The 19,243-nt window shown below is 68.8% G+C and carries 19 protein-coding genes and 1 tRNA gene; 18 read left to right on the top strand and 2 right to left on the bottom strand.

Going from position 1 to position 19,243, the window contains the following annotated elements; all coding sequences use genetic code 11:
- Window positions 1–7: 7 nt before the first annotated feature.
- The 3 genes from hisD (at window position 8) to EAH76_RS02470 (ending at window position 2,238) form a co-directional block, all read left to right on the top strand.
- The gene (gene hisD / locus EAH76_RS02460) at window positions 8–1,294 is read left to right on the top strand and encodes a histidinol dehydrogenase (protein ID WP_140847573.1); all 1,287 of its coding nucleotides are present in this window, start codon (window positions 8–10) and stop codon (window positions 1,292–1,294) included.
- A 276-nt stretch (window positions 1,295–1,570) separates the two neighbouring features.
- On the top strand, window positions 1,571–2,041 hold the full coding sequence (nusB, locus tag EAH76_RS02465; RefSeq protein ID WP_140847576.1) for a transcription antitermination factor NusB: 471 nt from the start codon (window positions 1,571–1,573) through the stop codon (window positions 2,039–2,041).
- A gap of 2 nt (window positions 2,042–2,043) precedes the next feature.
- Window positions 2,044–2,238 carry a DUF4169 family protein gene (locus tag EAH76_RS02470; protein WP_140847579.1) on the top strand — a complete coding sequence of 65 codons (195 nt, stop codon included), beginning with the start codon at window positions 2,044–2,046 and terminating at the stop codon, window positions 2,236–2,238.
- A 10-nt stretch (window positions 2,239–2,248) separates the two neighbouring features.
- Here the strand turns inward: EAH76_RS02470 and EAH76_RS24705 are convergent, their stop codons facing one another.
- Window positions 2,249–2,914 carry a methyl-accepting chemotaxis protein gene (locus EAH76_RS24705; RefSeq protein WP_140847583.1) on the bottom strand — a complete coding sequence of 222 codons (666 nt, stop codon included), beginning with the start codon at window positions 2,912–2,914 and terminating at the stop codon, window positions 2,249–2,251.
- A 109-nt stretch (window positions 2,915–3,023) separates the two neighbouring features.
- Here EAH76_RS24705 and thiL point away from each other — a divergent pair, with 109 nt between their 5' ends.
- The 15 genes from thiL to EAH76_RS02550 all read left to right on the top strand — a co-directional run bounded on the left by thiL (window position 3,024) and on the right by EAH76_RS02550 (window position 17,862).
- The gene (gene thiL, locus EAH76_RS02480; protein WP_140847587.1) at window positions 3,024–3,950 is read left to right on the top strand and encodes a thiamine-phosphate kinase; all 927 of its coding nucleotides are present in this window, start codon (window positions 3,024–3,026) and stop codon (window positions 3,948–3,950) included.
- 111 nt (window positions 3,951–4,061) lie between these two features.
- The gene (locus tag EAH76_RS02485) at window positions 4,062–6,218 is read left to right on the top strand and encodes a sodium-translocating pyrophosphatase (protein WP_140847590.1); all 2,157 of its coding nucleotides are present in this window, start codon (window positions 4,062–4,064) and stop codon (window positions 6,216–6,218) included.
- Window positions 6,219–6,472: 254 nt separating this feature from the next.
- A complete protein-coding gene (locus EAH76_RS02490) occupies window positions 6,473–6,937 on the top strand; it encodes a Rhs element Vgr protein (RefSeq protein WP_140847593.1) in 465 nt (154 codons plus the stop codon).
- 80 nt (window positions 6,938–7,017) lie between these two features.
- A complete protein-coding gene (locus tag EAH76_RS02495) occupies window positions 7,018–8,970 on the top strand; it encodes an alpha/beta hydrolase family protein (protein ID WP_140847596.1) in 1,953 nt (650 codons plus the stop codon).
- 293 nt (window positions 8,971–9,263) lie between these two features.
- The gene (gene infA / locus EAH76_RS02500; RefSeq protein ID WP_010162480.1) at window positions 9,264–9,482 is read left to right on the top strand and encodes a translation initiation factor IF-1; all 219 of its coding nucleotides are present in this window, start codon (window positions 9,264–9,266) and stop codon (window positions 9,480–9,482) included.
- Between the two features lie 13 nt (window positions 9,483–9,495).
- A complete protein-coding gene (locus EAH76_RS02505) occupies window positions 9,496–10,071 on the top strand; it encodes a Maf family protein (protein ID WP_140847599.1) in 576 nt (191 codons plus the stop codon).
- Window positions 10,072–10,077: 6 nt separating this feature from the next.
- Window positions 10,078–11,034 (top strand): ribonuclease, encoded by a 957-nt coding sequence (locus tag EAH76_RS02510; RefSeq protein WP_140847603.1) that lies wholly within the window; start codon window positions 10,078–10,080, stop codon window positions 11,032–11,034.
- The gene (locus EAH76_RS02515; protein ID WP_140848346.1) at window positions 11,034–11,222 is read left to right on the top strand and encodes a DNA gyrase inhibitor YacG; all 189 of its coding nucleotides are present in this window, start codon (window positions 11,034–11,036) and stop codon (window positions 11,220–11,222) included. The genes EAH76_RS02510 and EAH76_RS02515 overlap by 1 nt, the downstream gene beginning before the upstream one ends.
- Window positions 11,223–11,252: 30 nt before the next feature.
- A tRNA-Phe gene (locus EAH76_RS02520) sits at window positions 11,253–11,328 on the top strand.
- A gap of 28 nt (window positions 11,329–11,356) precedes the next feature.
- Window positions 11,357–12,106 (top strand): SDR family NAD(P)-dependent oxidoreductase, encoded by a 750-nt coding sequence (locus EAH76_RS02525; protein WP_140847607.1) that lies wholly within the window; start codon window positions 11,357–11,359, stop codon window positions 12,104–12,106.
- Window positions 12,107–12,219: 113 nt separating this feature from the next.
- On the top strand, window positions 12,220–14,691 hold the full coding sequence (locus EAH76_RS02530; RefSeq protein ID WP_140847610.1) for a DegT/DnrJ/EryC1/StrS family aminotransferase: 2,472 nt from the start codon (window positions 12,220–12,222) through the stop codon (window positions 14,689–14,691).
- Entirely contained in the window at window positions 14,688–15,743 is a 1,056-nt protein-coding gene (locus EAH76_RS02535) for a glycosyltransferase family 2 protein (protein ID WP_140847613.1), read from the top strand. The genes EAH76_RS02530 and EAH76_RS02535 overlap by 4 nt, the downstream gene beginning before the upstream one ends.
- Before the next feature lie 64 nt (window positions 15,744–15,807).
- On the top strand, window positions 15,808–16,137 hold the full coding sequence (locus EAH76_RS02540) for an ArsR/SmtB family transcription factor (RefSeq protein ID WP_140847617.1): 330 nt from the start codon (window positions 15,808–15,810) through the stop codon (window positions 16,135–16,137).
- A 13-nt stretch (window positions 16,138–16,150) separates the two neighbouring features.
- Window positions 16,151–16,576 (top strand): arsenate reductase (glutaredoxin), encoded by a 426-nt coding sequence (arsC, locus tag EAH76_RS02545; protein WP_140847621.1) that lies wholly within the window; start codon window positions 16,151–16,153, stop codon window positions 16,574–16,576.
- Window positions 16,576–17,862: an arsenic transporter gene (locus EAH76_RS02550; RefSeq protein WP_140847624.1), complete on the top strand. Its 1,287-nt coding sequence runs from the start codon at window positions 16,576–16,578 to the stop codon at window positions 17,860–17,862. The genes arsC and EAH76_RS02550 overlap by 1 nt, the downstream gene beginning before the upstream one ends.
- On the opposite strand, the gene EAH76_RS02555 is transcribed toward EAH76_RS02550, so the two are convergent.
- Window positions 17,863–19,227 carry a cation:proton antiporter gene (locus tag EAH76_RS02555; RefSeq protein ID WP_140847626.1) on the bottom strand — a complete coding sequence of 455 codons (1,365 nt, stop codon included), beginning with the start codon at window positions 19,225–19,227 and terminating at the stop codon, window positions 17,863–17,865.
- Window positions 19,228–19,243: the final 16 nt, after the last annotated feature.

The following is a 19,243-nucleotide window of genomic DNA, read 5'->3' on the forward strand; positions in this document are numbered from 1 at the left end:
GCGCGTCATGATCAACCTCACCACCACCGCTCCCACCTTCGCCGCCGATTTCACCACCCTCGTCAACGCCCGCCGCGAAGCCGACGCCGACGTCGCACGCGACGTCCGCGCGATCATCGCGCGCGTCCGTGACGAGGGCGACGCCGCCGTCCACGCCTACACAAAGAGCTTCGACCGCCACGACCTCGACGCCACCGGCTGGCAGATCGACCGCGAAGAATGGCGCGCCGCCTATGACGGCCTAGCCCCCGACCTGCGCGCCGCGCTCCAGCTCGCCGCACAACGCATCGCCACCTATCACGAGAAGCAGAAGCCACAGGGCACCGACAGCACCGACGCCAACGGCATCCGCACCGGCGCGCGCTGGAATGCGATCGAACATGCCGGGATCTACATCCCCGGCGGCCGCGCGGCCTATCCCTCGTCAGTGCTGATGAACGCGATCCCCGCCAAAGTCGCCGGCGTCGATCGCATCGTGATGGTCACCCCGACCCCCGACGGCGAGGTCAACCCGCTGGTGCTCGCCGCCGCGCACATCGTCGGCGTCGACGAGCTGTGGCGGATCGGCGGCGCGCAGGCGATCGCCGCGCTCGCCTACGGCACCGACCGCCTCCGCCCGGTCGACGTCATCACCGGCCCGGGCAACGCCTGGGTCGCCGAGGCCAAGCGCCAGCTCTACGGCGTCGTCGGCATCGACATGGTCGCAGGCCCGTCCGAGATCGTCGTCGTCGCCGACGGCGAGAACCGCGCCGACTGGATCGCCGCCGACCTGCTCTCGCAATCCGAGCACGACCCGACCAGCCAATCGATCCTGTTCACCGACTCGGCCGCTTTCGCCGACGCCGTCGCCGCCGAGGTCGACGCCCAGATCGAAACGCTTGCCACCTCGAAGGTCGCACGCGCGGCCTGGGACGCGAACGGCGCGATCATCGTCGTGCGCACGCTGGAAGAGGCACTCCCGCTGGTCGACCGCCTCGCCGCCGAGCATCTCGAGCTGGCGTGCGACGATCCGCAGGCGCTGTTCGACAAGGTGCGTCACGCCGGCTCGGTGTTCATGGGCCGCCACACGCCCGAGGCGATCGGCGATTATGTCGCCGGGCCGAACCACGTGCTCCCGACCGGCCGCCGCGCGCGCTTCGCCAGCGGGCTGTCGGTACTCGATTTCATGAAGCGGACGAGCTTCCTGCAACTGGGCCCCCAAGGCCTCGCCGCCATCGGCCCAGCTGCGGTAGCGCTCGCCGAAGCCGAAGGCCTCCCCGCCCACGCCCGCTCGGTCGCGCTCCGCCTCCCCTAATCTCCTCCCCTCCCTGAAAGGGAGGGGCTGGGGGTGGGTCGGCCTCCCGGGCGCGCGGCGCTCTCACGCAAGCGGTGTCCATCCTCGCTCGCAGGGCACGCGTCACGCCCGACTACGGGCCGACCCACCCCCGCCCCCTCCCTTCCAGGGAGGGGAGGCTCGCGGGCAACCGTCCCGCGAACTGATCCGCCAGCGCCTCCCTTCCACGAGGGGAGTAACAGCCCCCCCACACACCAATCTTCCCGTTCCCCGCTTTTTCCCCTATGGCGCCCGCCCATGTCCTCCCACGCCACTCCCCGCACCGCCGCCCGCTCCAAAGCGCGCGCCGCCGCCCGTCTCGCCGCCGTCCAGGCGTTGTACCAGCACGACATGGAAGCAACGCCGATCGCGCAGTTGCTCAACGAGTTCCACAATCACCGCCTCGGTGCGACGATCGAGGATGCCGAATATGCCGAGGCCGAGGTCGATTTCTTCGACGATGTCGTAAAGGGCACCGAGGCGCGCCTCGCCGAGATCGACACGACGATCGCCGCCAAGCTCGCCAAGGGCTGGAACCTCGCGCGGCTCGACAAGGCGATGCGCGCGATCCTCCGCGCGGGCACATACGAACTGCTTGCCCGCGCCGACGTGCCGGTCGGCACCGTCATCACCGAATATGTCGACGTCGCGCACGCCTTCTTCGACAAGCGCGAGGCGGGCTTCGTCAACGGCCTGCTCGACAACATCGCCAAGGACGTCCGCGCATAACGATGGGCGAGGTCGTCAACCTCCGCCGCGCGCGCAAAGCCCGCGCGCGCGACACGGCCGAGACGACCGCCGCCGCCAACCGCGCCGCGTTCGGCCGCAGCAAGTGCGAACGCGCGACGATGGCCGCCGATGTCACGCGGCTGGACCGCGACCTCGACGGCGCACGACTCGATCGACCCCGCCTCGGCGAGGATTAGACACGGCCGCTTAGTCGTCGGCGTCGTCGTCGGGCCGTACGGCATAATGCTCGACCATCCGCGACGCGCGGTCGGTGGCGGCGCGGGTGTCGCTCGCCAGCCGCTTCACTTCGCCCGCGACCACCGCAAACCCCTGCCCGGCGCCGCCGGCGCGCGCCGCCTCGATCGAAGCGTTGAGCGCGAGCAAATTGGTCTGCCCGGCGATCGTCGAGATCGTCTCGACGATCTCGCTGAGGTCGGTGACGGTGGAGCGCAACGCCCGCTCGCGATTTTCGAGCGCCCGCTCGAGCCGCACCTGGGTGGTGACATCGCTCGCGATCTTGAGAATGCGATCAACCGCACCGTCGCGCAGCAGCGGGGTGTAGGTCGCCTGCAGCCACACCTTCGATCCGTCGCCACGGCGCCGCGGATAGACGCCGCGGTCGAACTCGCCGGCCTGCAGCTTGCGCCAGAAGGCGAGATAGTCGGCACCCTCGACATAATCGGGGAAGCACAGCATGCGATGATGCCGGCCGATCAGCTGCTCGCGCCGATAGCCGACCAGGCGCAGGAACGTCTCGTTGGCCCAGGTGATGATCCCCGCGGCGTCGAACTCGACGACCGCCTGCGAGCGGCACACCGCATCCCACGCCGCCCGGCAATATGCATCGGTCGGTCGGCTTTCGTCGCCCGTCATCCTCACCCCTGTCGTTTTAGGACTTGCTCTATGTTAACGATCTAGGTCAGCATTATTTCCCTGTTCATCGACCGCAGACAATCGCAGTCCGCATCGCTAAACCCCCCGCATGACCGAAGCCGAGTTTCTCGCGGCGTTGCGCGCGCTGCCGCTCCATCCCGGCGCGCTGGGCTTGCGCGACGATGCGGCGCGGCTCGGGCGGCTCGTGCTGACGAGCGATACGCTGGTCGAAGGCGTGCATTACCTCGCCAGTGATCCGCCGGGCGACGTCGCGTGGAAGCTTGTCGCGACCAACCTGTCGGATCTCGCCGCCAAGGGCGCGGTGCCCGTCGGGGTGATGCTGAACTATCCGTTGCGGGCCGCGAGCCCCCCCGCCCCAACCGCACCCGCCGACTGGGACACCGCCTTCCTCGCCGGGCTCGCCGAAGCGCTCACCGCCTTCGCCGCGCCGATCCTCGGCGGTGACACCGTCTCGCTCCCACCGCATGCCCCGCGTGTCATCACGCTCACCGCGCTCGGCGACGCTGCGCACGCGCCCACGCGCAGCGGCGCACAGGCGGGCGACGCGCTCTGGGTCACCGGCACGATCGGCGATGCCGGCGCAGGGCTCGCCATCGCGCAAGGCCAGCCCGGTGCAGCCGAGCTGCTCGCCGCCTATCGCCGCCCGCAGCCGCAGCTCGCCGCGGGTCAGGCGCTCGCGCCGCAGGTCCACGCGATGATGGACGTATCCGACGGCCTGCTGATCGACGCCCAGCGTATGGCCGCGGCAAGCGGCCTCGCCGTCGCGATCGATCTGGCGCAGGTCCCGCTGTCCGACGCCTATCGCACCCACGCCGGCGACACCCGCGCCGCCCGTCTCGCCGCAGCCACCGCGGGCGACGACTATCAATTGCTCTTCGCGCTTCCCCCGCACCGCACCCCCGCCGCGCCCGCAACCCGGATCGGCGTCTTCGCGCCCGGCGAAGGCCTCACGCTGCACGACGCGGGCACACCGCTGCCGCTCCCCGCAGCACTCGGCTATCAGCACGGCGGCTAAGCCGCTCGAACCACACCGCTTGCCAAGCCCCGCCGCCGCGCTACTCTGCCTCGCAAGCGTGGGGGCGCGCGGCTGTGTGACACCTCACCGATTCCATGGGAAAGGACACGCATGACGATCGTCTATGCCGCCATCATCTGTGGCGTGATTGCCGTAGCCTACGGCCTCCTCACCTCCGCCCAGGTCCTCCGAGCGCCCGCGGGCAACGCCAAGATGCAGGACATCGCCGCCGCAATCCAGGAAGGCGCCAAGGCCTATCTCGGCCGGCAATACCGCACGATCGCGATCGTCGGGGTGATCGTCCTGATCCTCGTCTGGATCTTCCTCGACGGCATGCGCACCCCCGTCTCGGCGGTGAGCTTCGCGCTCGGCGCGGTGCTGTCGGGCGTGGCGGGCTATGTCGGGATGAACATCTCGGTCCGCGCCAACGTCCGCACCGCAGAAGCCGCGCGCACCTCGCTGCAGGGCGGCCTTACCATGGCGTTCCGCTCGGGCGCGGTCACTGGATTGTTGGTGGCAGGACTCGGGCTGCTCGCGATCTCGGGCACCTTCTGGTTCCTCGCCGGCCCGAACGGCGCCGATGCCGGGGCGCCGGTCGTCGTGAAGGCGCTCACCGCGCTCGCGTTCGGCGCCTCGCTCATCTCGATCTTCGCGCGTCTGGGCGGCGGGATCTTCACCAAGGCGGCCGATGTCGGCGCCGATCTCGTCGGCAAGGTCGAGGCCGGCATCCCCGAGGACGACCCGCGCAACCCCGCCACCATCGCCGATAACGTCGGCGACAATGTCGGCGATTGCGCCGGCATGGCGGCCGATCTGTTCGAGACCTATGTCGTCACGATCGGCGTGACGATGATCTCGGTCGCGCTCGCGCTGCGCCAGGCCGACGCGCTGCTGCAGGTGATGACGCTCCCGCTGATCGTCGGCGGGGTGTGCATCCTGACCTCGATCATCGGCACCTATTTCGTCCGCCTCGGCAAGGGGCAGTCGATCATGGGCGCGCTCTACAAGGGGTTCTGGGTCAGCATCCTGCTGTCGATCCCCGCGATCTACCTCGTCACGCGCTACGTGCTCGGCGACATGAGCGCGATCATCGGCGGCAACGCCTTCCTCGACGGCGGGACGCAGGTCGCCGCCGCCGGCGTCGCGGCGGCGACCTTCACCGGCTGGGAGCTGTTCTGGTCGATGATGGTCGGGCTCGCGGTCACCGGGCTGCTGGTGTGGATCACCGAATATTACACCGGCACCAACTTCCGCCCGGTGCGCAGCATCGCCAAGGCGTCGCAGACCGGTCACGGCACCAACGTCATCCAGGGCCTCGCGATCAGCCTCGAATCGACCGCGCTGCCGACGCTCGTCATCGTCGTCGCGGTGATCGCGGCGTATCAGCTCGCCGGCGTGATCGGCATCGCCTTCGCCGCGACCGCGATGCTGGCACAGGCGGGAATGGTCGTCGCTTTGGACGCCTACGGCCCGGTGACCGACAATGCCGGCGGGATCGCCGAGATGGCGGGCCTCCCCGACGACGTCCGCCACCGCACCGATGCTTTGGACGCGGTCGGCAACACCACCAAGGCGGTGACCAAGGGCTATGCGATCGGCTCGGCGGCGCTCGCAGCACTCGTGCTGTTCAACGCCTATACCTCGGACCTGGCGCGCGACTTCCCCGATCTCACGGTCAATTTCGCTTTGTCGAACCCGTACGTCATCGTCGGGCTGCTGCTCGGGGCGCTGCTCCCCTATCTGTTCGGCGCGATGGGGATGACCGCGGTCGGCCGCGCAGCGGGCGCGGTGGTCGAGGAAGTCCGCCACCAGTTCCGCGAGAATCCCGGCATCATGGCGGGCACCAGCCGCCCCGATTACGCACGCACGGTCGATCTCGTCACCAAGGCGGCGATCAAGGAGATGATCGTCCCGTCCTTGCTCCCGGTGCTCTCGCCGATCCTCGTCTTCTTCGTGATCCGCGCCGTAGCGGGCCAGGCCGAGGGCTTCGCGGCGCTCGGCGCGATGCTGCTCGGGGTGATCGTCTCGGGGCTGTTCGTCGCGATCTCGATGACCTCGGGCGGCGGCGCGTGGGACAATGCCAAGAAATATATCGAGGACGGCCATTATGGCGGCAAGGGCTCGGAGGCGCACAAAGCGGCGGTGACGGGGGATACCGTGGGGGATCCGTACAAGGATACCGCGGGGCCGGCGGTTAATCCGATGATTAAGATTACCAATATCGTCGCGCTGCTGCTGCTTGCAGCCCTGGCTGCAAGCGCAGGCTAGGGCGAAAGCCCTAGCAGGCGCGACCGGCCGGCGGGGGCGCCCGACGCCCCCGACCGACGGCGTGGCTTTGCCACGACGCCCCTTCTTCTTCGTCACCCCGGGCCTGTCGCGGGGCCCACCGCTCAGCGCGTGCTACGACCGTTGCGTGCGCATCCCGGTGGACCCCGGCACAAGGCCGGGGTGACGGCTGAGAGGATAGCGCCCCAAACGCCCCAAAGCTTCCCGCTTCCACCCGAACCCGCTACCCCCAGCAAATGCCCCACCGCCCCCTCTCCCCCGGCGAGCTCGACCACGCGACCGCGCTGTTCGGCCCGGCGATCGCCTACGACGGCATCAAGGTCCACGCCCGCCGCTACCTCCCCTTCCAGCCGCGCAGCGTCGCGATGGCGCCCAACGGCCACATCTATTTCCCGAAGCCCAGCTACAAGCCGGACTTCTCGACCACCGTCCCCGACCTCGCCTGGATCCTCCACGAACTCACGCATGTCTGGCAGCATCAGAGCGGCATGTGGGTCCGCCTGCGCGGCACGCTGGCTGCCGGCCGCTACGGCTATGGCGACCTCGCCGACACCAACCGCCCCTTCACGCGCTTCAACATCGAACAGCAGGCCGCGATCGTCGGCGATTACGTGCTGACGACCAACGGCTATCACGCGCAACACGGCCGCGGCGCGCGCGCGGATTACGAGCGCGTGCTGCCGTTTCTGCGGGGGGCGTAAAGCCACCACCCCGCCCGCTTGCCTCGCCCCGGCACCTTGCTAAGATGGCATCGGCGCCACGCGCGCCTGTCGGGGGACATATGACATATCAGGGATTTAAAGGCCTGTTCGGCGGGTTCGTGCTGTTCGCTGCGGTCCCGCTCGGCGCGACCGAAAGCGCACCCGCGGGGCTGCCCCACGCGCCCGCCAGCACGATCTCGGCGGAAAGTTTCGGACAGCTTCCCTTCATGGAAGCCCCCAAGCTTTCGCCCGACGGCACGCGCATCGCGACCAAGCTCGCGATCAAGGGCCAACAGCGGCTCGCGATCATTCCGCTCGACAAGACGCAGCACATCGCGATGATCGATCCCGGCGCGTCGGACATCAACGGCTGGTCGTGGGTCAACAATGACTGGCTGATCGCAAAGATCGGCAGCACGTCCCTGGTCGAGGGCGACAGCTGGTATCTGCGCCGCACGCTCAGCATCAGCGCCGATGGCAAGACGATGCACATGCTCGGCAAGGACGACGCCGCGCAAAGCGCCGACGACGTGCTGTGGATCGCGCAGGACGGCAGCCCGCACGTCCGGATCGCGCTGCAGACCTCGATCTACAGCAGCCAGCCAGGCTTCTGGCCCGAAGTGCGCGATTACGACGTGACCACCGGCCGCAGCACGCTCGTCCAGCGACCGGTCGAAACCGTGATGGACTGGTATGCCGATCCCGCCGGCACCGTGCGGCTCGGCATGGGCTATGAGGATGCGTCGCGCAGCTATCGCTTGCTCTATCGCGATTCCGCCACGCAGAGCTTCCGAACCGTCAGCCGCGCGCGCGGGCGCGACGCCGATCTCGGCAACACCCCTGCGGTCTTCCTTCCCGAACCCGGCAAGGCGCTCGGCTTCGACGATGCCGACGGTTTCAACGCACTCTATCCGCTCGATCTCGCGACGCTCAAGACCGGGCCGAAACTGTTCGGCGTTCCCGGCTACGATATCGGCAACGTCATTACCGGCGATGGCGGGTCGCGGCTCGTCGGGGTGCGCTATACCGATACGCACGCGCGCACGCACTGGTTCGACCCCAAGCTCGCCGACGTCCAGGCCAAGATCGATGCCGCCGTGGGGACCCGCACGGCGGAGATCGTGTCGTGGAGCCGCGACTTCAGCGTGCTGATGGTGTGGGTCGGCGGCGCCGACCGGCCGGGCGCCTATTATGAGTACCGCCCGGAAGAAGGCGTGATGCATCTGTTCGCCACGCTCAACGATGCGCTCGGCACCGCTGCGTATGGGCCGGTCTCCACGATCCATTACAAGGCACGCGACGGGCTCGACATTGCGGCCGTGCTGACGGTGCCGCGCGGCAAGCCCGCCAAGAATCTCCCGCTGATCCTGATGCCGCATGGCGGCCCGTTCGCGCGCGATGACGAGAGTTGGGACTGGTGGGCGCAATTCCTCGCCAGCCGCGGCTATGCCGTGCTCCAGCCCAATTATCGCGGCTCGTCGGGCTATGGCGGGGATTTCACCAAAAAGGGTCGCGGACAATGGGGCCTCGCGATGCAGGACGACCTGACCGACGCGGTCAAATGGGCGGCCGATAGCGGGCTGGCCGACGCCAAGCGCGTCTGCATCGTCGGCGGCTCCTATGGCGGCTATGCCGCGTTTCGTGCGGCGGGGCGCGATGCCGCGGTCTATCGCTGCGCGGTGTCCTATGCCGGCGTCGCCGACATGCCCGCGATGCTGCGCTATGACGGGGCGTTTCTCAACGGCGGCCGCGCCAAGGATTATTTCCGCGACCAGGCGCCCGACCTCAAGGCGGTCTCGCCGGTCTACGACGCCGCGCATTTCGCGATGCCGATCCTGATCCTCCACGGCAAGAAGGACACCGTCGTGCCGGTCGCGCAATCGCGCAGCATGGTCGCGCGGCTGAAGGCGGCGGGCAAGCCGTACCGCTATGTCGAACAGCCGCTCGGCGACCACCATTTCTCGCGCGAGGCCGACCGGGTGCAATTCCTCACCGAGCTCGAAGCGTTCCTCAAAGAGAATAATCCGGCCTGATCGCCCCCAAAAAACCGCTGTCCTACACGCCGCCTTTTTGTCATCCTCGCGCGTCGCCCGCTTGCGGGCCGCTCTTTCTGATGACCGGACGCTACACTCCCGCCACCCGCGATGGTGCGACTTTCGTGTGACTTTCCGCGGGCCACTGTATTATACATACACCACACCAAATCACGCCACGATCCGCAACCTTCGTCCCCTTTGCCCGCGCGGCTTTCCTTTTCGGGCGTCTTCGGCTATGCGCCGCGCTTCGCGAACACCGCACAAGATCACCCACATCCTCAGAGGTTTGTTTGGCAAAAGAAGAACTGCTCGAAATGCGCGGCCAGGTGGTGGAGCTTCTGCCCAACGCCATGTTCCGCGTGAAGCTTGAGAACGATCACGAAATTCTCGGTCACACCGCCGGCAAGATGCGCAAGAACCGCATCCGCGTGCTCGTCGGCGACGAGGTGCTGGTCGAGCTGACCCCGTACGATCTGACCAAGGGGCGGATCACCTATCGCTTCAAGTGAGCGCGCATCGGCGATGAGCGCGGCCCTGGTCCTCGCCTCCTCCTCGCCGCGCCGCCGCGATCTGCTCGCGCGGATCGGGGTGACGCCCGTGCGAATCGAATCGCCCGACATCGACGAGACCCCGCTGACCGGCGAGGCGCCCCGCGTCTATGCGCTGCGGCTCGCGCTCGCCAAGGCGCAGGCGGTGGGCCGTGCCGCGGACGAGATCGTCCTCGCCGGCGACACGACGATCGCGCTCGGCCGCCGAATCCTGCCACCCGCCGAGACCGAGGACGTGCAGCGCCGCCTGCTCGGCCTGCTCTCGGGTCGGCGCCATCATTGCCTGAGCGCGGTGTGCGTCATCGCCGCCGACGGGACGGCGCGAACCCGGCTGTCGGACACGATCGTCGCATTCAAGCCGCTCTCCGCCGCCGAGATCGACGCCTACATCGCCAGCGGCGAAGGGCTCGGCAAGGCCGGCGGCTATGCCATCCAGGGCCGTGCCGAAGCGTTCGTGCGCTTCCTGTCGGGGTCGCATTCAGGCGTGATCGGCCTGCCCTTGTTCGAGACGCGCGCGCTGTTGCTCGCATCGGGCGTCGCGCTTGGCTGAAGGCCGATGAGCGAATGGCTCTACGAGGCCGGGATCGGCGAGGCGCGCGCGGTGCTGGTCGCCGACGCAGGGATCGTCGAGGCGCGGATCGAGCTTGAGCAAACCGGCCCGCGGATCGGCGCAGTGCTGCCCGCCCGGCTGGTCGAGATCACGGTCAAGGGGCGCGAGGGTCGCGTTAGCTTCGCCGGCGGCGAGGCGATGCTCGCCCCGCTCCCGCCCGGCATCACGCAAGGGTCCACGCTGCTGGTCGAGCTGGTGCGCGAGGCGATCCCCGAGGGCCGCCGCACCAAGCTGCCTCGCTGCGCCCCCGCTGAAGGCCCCGAACGCGGCGGGCCGAGCCTGCTCGAGCGAATCACCGCGAGCGGCGTGGCCGTGCGGACCTGCCGTGCGCACGAGCCCGACCATTTCGAGGCCGCCGGCTGGTCGGAGGTGCTCGAGGAAGCGCAGACCGGCGACATCGTCTTTACGGGATCGGTGGGCGGCGCACTGCGAGTGAGCCCGACCCCGGCGATGACGCTGTTCGACGTCGACGGCTATCCGCCGCTCGAGCCGCTCGCGCTCGCCGCGGCGCGCGCGGTCGCGGCGGCGATCGTGCGATTCGATATCGGCGGGTCGATCGGCGTCGATTTCCCGACGCTCACCGGCAAGGCGGCGCGCGGCGCGGTCGATGCCGCACTCGACGCCGGCTTGCCGCAGCCGTTCGAGCGCACCGCGATGAACGGCTTCGGCTTCGTCCAGATCGTCCGCCGCCGTGCCCGCGTCTCGCTCCCCGAACTGCTCCGCGCCGATCCCGCCGCCGCCGAGGCGCGCGCTTTGCTCCGCCGAATCGAGCGCATCCCACCGCCGGCTCCGGCGCAGCACCGCGTGGCGCCGGGCGTGCAAAAAGTGCTCGCCGCCAATCCGCACTGGATCGCCGAGCTCGCGCGGCGTACCGGCGTCACCCCGATCTTCGAGGTGGCATGATGGCGCGTTCCAAACCCTGTCCGCTGTGCGGCAAGCCGCCCGTCGCGGCCTTCTCCCCCTTCTGCTCGCAAGGCTGCCGCGACCGCGACCTGCTGCAGTGGCTGGGCGAGGGTTATGCGATCCCGGTACGCACTTTGCCCGGCGAAGAACACGAAGACGGGCTAGACACGCCCCGAGACCGCGACTAAGAGGCCGCTTCCCCGGAGCAATTCGGGTGTGCCCGAGTAGCTCAGTTGGTAGAGCATGCGACTGAAAATCGCAGTGTCGGTGGTTCGAATCCGCCCTCGGGCACCATTTTCCTGACAGTGTCGGAGAACTGGTGATGATGCGTACGGTCTTCATCACGGGCGGAACCTCGGGGATCGGCGAGGCCGCCGTCCGCGCGTTCGCCGCTTCGGGGTGGCGCGTCGTGACCACCGGGCGCCGTGCCGACCGGCTGCAGGCGCTGGCCGATTCGCTCGGCGAAAACGTCCACACGCTCGCCTTCGACATTCGCGACCGCGCGGCGATGGAAGCGGCGATCGCTGGCCTGCCCGGCGACTTCGCGCAGATCGACCTGCTCATCAACAATGCCGGCCTCGCGCTCGGCACCGCGCCCGCGCAGGACGCCAAGCTCGACGATTGGCAGACGATGATCGACACCAACGTCTCGGCGCTCGTCGCAGTGACGCGGACGCTGCTGCCCGGCCTCGTCGCGCGCAAGGGCGCGATCATCAACCTGTCCTCGGTCGCGGCGACCTATCCTTACGCCGGCGGCAACGTCTATGGCGGCACCAAGGCGTTCGTCCACCAGTTCAGCCTAGGGCTGCGCGCCGATCTCCACGGCACCGGGGTGCGCGTCACCTCGATCGAGCCGGGCATGGTCGAGACCGAATTCACCGTGGTGCGCACCGGCGGCAACCAGGCGGCGTCCGACACGCTCTATTCCGGTGCCAACCCGATGACCGGCGACGACATCGCCGCGACCTTGCTGTGGGTCGCCGAGCTGCCGCCGCACCTCAACATCAACACGCTCGAACTGATGCCGGTCAACCAATCGTTCGCAGGGTTCGCGGTCGCTCGCCAGAGCTGACCGACCGCCGATCATACGCGTCGGAGACGAAACCATATCAGCCTCGTAACGAGATTTTAGGGGGCTGCACGCCACAAGGCGCGGGTCCGTAGTCCAGACAGGCCCGCCGCGATATGCGCTATCCCTTGATCGCTCCCAATCCGCCTCGGCTCAGCGACCATGTCGCGGCGCTGCAGCGCGTCGAGGCGTCGGGCCATTTCAGCAATAACGGTCCCGAAGTCCGCGTGTTCGAGGCCGAGGCGACGGCGCAGCTGTTCGGCGGACACGGCGCGAGCCTCGCGGTCAACAATGCGACGCTCGGGCTGATGATCGCGATCCGCGAAGCCGCGGGCGAGCGCACCGCCGGTCGCTACGCACTGATGCCCGCGCTGACCTTTGCGGCGACCGCACAGGCGGCGCTGTGGGCCGGCCTGACCCCGTTGATCTGCGACATCGACCCCGCCGACTGGACCGCGAGCGCCGAGGCCGAGGAGCGCCTGCTGCGCGAGCATGGCGACCGGATCGCGGTGCTGCTGCCCTATGCCACGTTCGGCACCGCGATCGACCTCGACCGCTATGCCTGGCTCCAGCGCGAACACGGCGTCGGCGTGGTGATCGACGCTGCCGCCTCGCTCGGCACCCGCGACGCGGGTGGTGGCGGGTTCGGCGCGGGGGCACCCTTTGCCGTCGTCCATTCGATGCACGCGACCAAGACCTTCGCGGTCGCCGAGGGCGGGCTGATCCATTCGGGCGACGCCGACCTGATCGCGCGGCTGCGCGCGATGGCCAATTTCGGCTTCGAGGCCAATCGCAGCGCGACGCTGTTCGGCCTCAACGCCAAACTGCCCGAAGTGCTCGCGGTGATGGCGCGCGCCAAGCTCGCCGAGATCGACACGGTTTGCGACCACCGCGCCGCGCTCGAAGCGGCGTATCGCACCGACCTGAAGGGCGTCGCGTTCCAGCAGGCGGAGGGCCAGCGACGCGCGAGCCAGTTCATGCCGGTGTTGCTCCCCGAATCGGTCGCCCACCGCCGCGCGGAAATCGCAGCCGCGCTCGCGGCGGTCGGGATCGGGTCGGGCCAATATTTCAGCCCGCACCTCGGCGAACAGCCGCTGTTCCAGCGGACCGCGACGATCCTGCCGACCCCGGTCGCCGATTCGATTGGGGCGCGCTCGCTCTCGCTGCCGGTGACCGATGCGATGCGAGTCGCCGATGTCGCGGTGATCGCCGAGGCGTTCAATCGCATCCTGGCGCGCGAGCTCCGCACGCCAGCGCAGCCCCGGCAACAGACGATCGCCTCGCTGCTCGTCGTCGGCGGCGGACCCGCCGGGACCGCGTTGCTCACCGCGGCGAGCAAGCGCGGCCGCTTGCCCGAGCTCGCCGGATCGGGGCTGGTCGTCGCCGAGCGCGAGGCGACGCTCGGCGAGGGGCGGATCGGCCGCTATGCGATCACCTCGGACAGCACCGCCGAGACCTTCCTCAGCGCGGTGCGCGACAATCCGCATCCCGAACTCGCCGCTCTGGTCGATCATCCGACCGGACAGGCGGTCGGCCAGTATATCGGCGCGCTCGGCGTGCCGCTGGTCGAGGCGGGGGCGTTCGTCCAGGCGGCCGGGCAACGCCTCCACGCGCTCGTCACGCAGCATGGCGGGACGGTGCTGACCGGGCACGACGTGCTCGCCACGGCGCGCGTCGCCGGCGGGCTGTGGTCGAGCCGCCTGCGCCGCCGCAGCGACGGGCACGAGTTCGACCAGCTCTCGAGCGCGGTCGCGATCGCCACCGGCGGCCACCAGCCGCTCGACCGGCTCACCGCGCAGCGCGTCGGCGGGGTTTCGCTCGTCAGCGAGGTCGGTGACCGGCTGATGCAATCAGACGAAGCGCTCGCGCTCGGCGGCCCCGAGAAGATCGTCGATCTGCTGTCGACCAAGCGCAATCCCAAGATCGTCGTGATCGGCGGATCGACCAGCGCGATCGCGACGATCGTCCTGCTGCTCAAGACCGCGAGCATCCCGCTCGGAGCGGGCGCGATCACGCTGCTCCATCGCCGTCCGCTGCGCCCCTTCTACCCCACCCCCGCCGCCGCCGAGGCCGAGGGCTTCACCGACTTCGCACCCGACGACATCTGCCCGGTAAGCGGCTTCGTCTACCGCCTCGCGGGCTTCCGGCTCGAAGCGCGCGAACTCGTGCTGCGCGAACTGCGCGTCGATGGCCGCACGCCCGATCCGCGCCTCACCGTCCATCAGGTCCGCGGCGACGACGACGCGGTCGCGCGCGCGCATCTCGCCGAGGCCGATCTCGTCATCGCGGCGCTCGGCTATCGTCCGCGTGCGCTGCCGGTGCACGATCAGGACGGCCGCCCGATCGCGCTTGCGGCGCATCAGGGCAGCGCGATGGTCGACCGGCATTGCCGCATCCTCGATGCGACCGGCGTGGCGATCCCGGGGCTGTTCGGGATCGGGCTGGCGGCCGGCTTCGTGCCGTGGGGCCGGCTTGGCGGCGAGGCGAGCTTCTCGGGTCAGGCCAACGGACTGTGGCAATGGCAGAACGATGTCGGTGCGATGATCGTTGACCAGGTGCTCGGAGATGGCGCACGAGCGGTGGCATGACTGCCCCCACCGTTAGTGTCATCATGCCCACCTATAATGGGGCGGAGCTGATCGGCGAGACGATCGCCTCGCTCCAGGCGCAGACGTTTCCCGATTTCGAACTGATCATCGTCGACGACTGCTCGACCGACGCGACCGTCGCCGTCGCGCGCAGCTTTGACGATCCGCGGATCCGCGTGATCGAGGCGCCGACCAACCGCCGCGTCGTGCTGACGCGCAACGCCGCCTTTGCCGAGGCGCGCGGCCGCTATATCGCCGCGCTCGACCATGACGATCTGTGCCATCCGACGCGGCTCGCGCGGCAGGTCGCCTATCTCGACGCGCATCCCGAGATCGTGCTGGTCGGCAGCGCTGCCAACGTGCTGTTCGAAGGAGCGATCCTGCCCTCCGCGCTCGCGCCGCTCTCGACCCCGCTGCTGATCGAATGGCTGATGCAGATCGAGAATCCGCTCGTCTGGTCCTCGGTGATGATGCGGACCGACGCGGCGCGAAAGCTCGATCCGTTCCAGCGGCCCGAGCGCGTCTATGCCGAGGATTTCGATCTCTACCACCGGATCTCGGCCTTCGGCGGGATCGCGCGGATCGACGACGAATTGCTGAGCTATCGGCGCCACGGCGGCGGCGCGTCGCAGCTCCAGGCGACCGCGATGCGCGAACGCGCGAGCGATGTCCTGGCCGATGCCTATGCCCCGCTGTTCGGCGACGCAGCGGGCGAGACCGCTTCGTTGATCGGCCGCTACGTGATGGCGCAGCAGCCCGTTCCCGACCGCGCGACGTTCGAGCGCGTCGGCGAGACGCTCGTCACGCTGCAGGACGATTTCCTGCGGCGGCACACGCCCGATGCCGAAAGCCTCGCGCTGATCCGCTGGGAAACCGCGCGGCGCTGGGCACGGATCGGGCGCGCCGGCTTGCGCACCGGCCGGCTCAAGCTCGGCGACGCGACCGGCGTGCGGCCCGACCATCTGGGCATGGGCTATGCGGGGATCGAGGAGCTGATCCTCTCGCGGCTGGTCGGCACGATCCGCTCGGCGCAGCGGCGCAAGAGCGGCTGAACTACTCCATCGGTATTTTCCGATAGGTCTTGCTCAAGCCAGAACCATCGGGTAATTCCGATGAATGCCGACCGACGACGCCCTTTCGATTCTCGCCGCGCTTGCCCATCCGACGCGCCTCGCTGCGTTTCGGTTGCTCGTGCGGCACGAGCCCGACGGGCTCTCGACCGGCGACCTCGTCGCACAGACCGGCCTGACGCAGAGCACCTTCTCGACGCATCTCGCGGTGTTGGCGAAAGCCGGCCTCGTCACGTCGGAGAAGCGCGGCCGACAGATGATCCAGCGCGCGTCGATCGGCACGCTCAGCGACCTGATGCTGTTCCTCGCCAAGGACTGTTGCGAGGGCCGGTCCGAGCTGTGCGCGCCGCTGATCGCCGACCTTGCCTGCTGCTGACCCGGAGCCCGCCATGACCGACATCATCGTCTATCACAATCCCGCCTGCGGGACCTCGCGCAACGTGCTCGCGCTGATCCGCAACAGTGGGGTCGAGCCGCACGTCATCGAATATCTCAAGACCCCGCCCAAGCGCGCGTTGCTCGTCGAACTGATCGCGCGCGCCGGCCTGACGCCGCGCGAGCTGCTACGCAGCAAGGGCACGCCCTATGCCGAGCTCGGGCTGGAAGATGCGACGCTATCCGACGCGGCGCTGATCGACGCGATGATGGCGCATCCGATCCTGATCAATCGCCCGCTCGTCGTCTCGCCGCTCGGCGTCAGACTGTGCCGCCCGTCCGAGGCGGTGCTCGACATCCTGCCCGATCCGCAGCGCGGCGCCTTTGCCAAGGAGGACGGCGAAGCGGTGGTCGACGCCGCCGGCCAGCGGATCGCCTGATGCTGCTTGCGCTGCTGATCTTCGTCGTCACGATCACGCTCGTCATCTGGCAGCCACGTGGCCTTGGGATCGGCTGGAGCGCGATGGGCGGGGCGGCGGTCGCGCTGCTGCTCGGCGTGGTCACGCTCGGCGACGTGCCGACGGTGTGGCACATCGTGTGGAACGCCACCGCCACCTTCGTGGCGATCATCATCACCAGCCTGTTGCTCGACGAAGCCGGGCTGTTCGAATGGTCCGCGCTGCATGTCGCGCGCTGGGGCGGTGGACGCGGCAAGCGGCTGTTCACGCTCGTCGTGCTGCTCGGCGCCGCGGTATCGGCGCTGTTCGCCAATGACGGCGCCGCGCTGATCCTCACCCCGATCGTCCTCGCGATGCTGCGCGCGCTCGGATACGGCGCGAAGGCGACGCTCGCCTTCGTGATGGCGGCAGGCTTCATCGCCGATACGGCGAGCCTGCCGCTCGTCGTCTCGAACCTCGTCAACATCGTCTCGGCCGATTTCTTCAAGCTCGGCTTCGGCGCCTATGCCAGCGTCATGCTCCCCGTCGATCTCGCCGCGATCGCCGCGACGTTGCTGGTCCTGCGGCTCTACTTCCGCCGCGATATTCCAGCCGCCTATGATGCCACGCAGCTCCGTCAGCCATCGGAGGCGATCCGTGATCGCGCCACCTTCACCGTCGGCTGGTTCGTCTTGGCCGCGCTGCTGCTCGGCTTCTTCGTGCTCGATCCGCTCGGCGTACCGATCAGCGCGGTCGCCGCCGCGGGTGCGCTGATCCTGCTCGGCGTCGCGAGCCGTGGCACCGTCATCCAGACCGGCCAGGTGCTGCGCGGCGCGCCGTGGCAGGTCGTGATCTTCTCGCTCGGCATGTATCTCGTCGTCTACGGCCTGCGCAACGCCGGCCTGACCAACCAGGTCGCGCTGCTGCTCGACCGTGCGGCAACAGGCGGCGTGTGGGGTGCAGCGTTCGGCACCGGGATCATCGCCGCTTTGCTGTCGTCGGTGATGAACAACATGCCGAGCGTGCTGATCGGTGCGCTGGCGATCGATGCCAGCCACGCGACCGGCACGATCCGCGAGGCGATGGTCTACGCCAACGTCATCGGCTGCGACCTCGGCCCCAAGCTGACGCCGATCGGCTCGCTCGCCACCTTGCTGTGGCTCCATGTCCTTGCGCAAAAGGACGTGCGGATCGGCTGGGGCTATTATTTCAAGGTCGGCGTGACGCTGACCGTCCCCGTGCTGCTCGTCACGCTCGCCGCACTCGCGCTGCGGCTCACGCTCGGCTGATCAGACCGACGCCAGTTCCGCATCGACCGCCGCCAGATCGCCGCGCGCGCGCGCCGCGCGCCCATAGACCGCCTCGAACAACGGCGTCGCCATCACGGTGGTGACGATCGCCATCAGCACCAGCATCGCGAACAGGGTCGGACCGATGATCCCCTTCTGCAGCCCGATATTGATGATGATCAGTTCCATCAGCCCGCGCGAATTCATCAGCGCGCCGATCCCGAGCGCGGTGCTGTTGTCCTCGCCCGACAGCCGCGCGGCGGCATAGCAGGCGCCGAACTTGGCGAGGATCGACACGACCAGGATGCCGAGCGCGATCAGCAGCAGCGACCCCGACGCGACCATGTCCATCCGCGTGTTGAGCCCCGAATAGGTGAAGAACATCGGCAGCAGGAGCACGACCGCGAGCGGCTCGACCTTGCGCTTCAACTCGGCGACGAACAGCCCGCGCGGCATGCACACCCCCATCAGGAACCCGCCGAAGATCGCATGGATGCCGATCGCGTCCATCACGAACGCCGACAGGCAGAACAGCAGCAACGCGACCGCGAGCATCCCGCTGGTCATCTCGCCACGCGCCTCGACGATCCGGCCGAGCGGCGCGAGCAGCCGCCGCCCGAGCAGCAGCATGAAGCCGGTATAGAGCAGCGCCCCGCCGATCGCGAGCACCGCAACGCCCGCCCCCGCCCCGAAGGTCGCGAGCACGATCGCGAGCACGCACCAGGAAGCGGCATCGTCGAACGCGCCCGCGGTCAGCGACAGCGTCCCGAGCGCCGAATTGGCGAGGCCGCGCTCGTTGATAATCCGCGCGAGCATCGGGAAAGCGGTCAGCGCGATGCATGCGCCCATGAACAGTGTCGCGCTCGCCCGGTCGATGCCAGCCGCGAACAGGCCGGGCACCGTCAGCAGGAACGGCGTGATCACCACCGCGAACAGAAACGGCGCGGCGATCCCCGCTGCCGACACCATCGCCGCACTCCGCGCCTTCGACTTGAAATGGTCGAGCTGCAGCGTCAGCCCAACGATGAACATGTAGAGCCCGACGCCAAGCTGCGCGCCGACATAGAGCACGTTGCGCGTCTCCTTGGGGAAGATCGCAAGCTGCAGATCAGGCAACAGCAGCCCGAACAGCGACGGCCCGAGCACGACCCCGGCGATCATCTCGCCGACGACCTGCGGCTGGCGCAGGAATTTCTGCCCGAGCCAGCCGACCACCCGGCACGCGAGGATGATCACTGCGAGCTGCAGGAAGAAATGAATGCTGAAATCGCCCGGCGTGTAGCTCTTCACCGCATTGACTGCTGGACCATGCGCCCCCAGCACATTGCCCAACGCCTGCCACGCCTCGCTCAGCAACCCGTTCATATCCCGCCCCAAAGCT

Source organism: Sphingomonas glacialis, from assembly GCF_006439055.1.
Lineage (GTDB): Bacteria > Pseudomonadota > Alphaproteobacteria > Sphingomonadales > Sphingomonadaceae > Sphingomonas > Sphingomonas glacialis_A.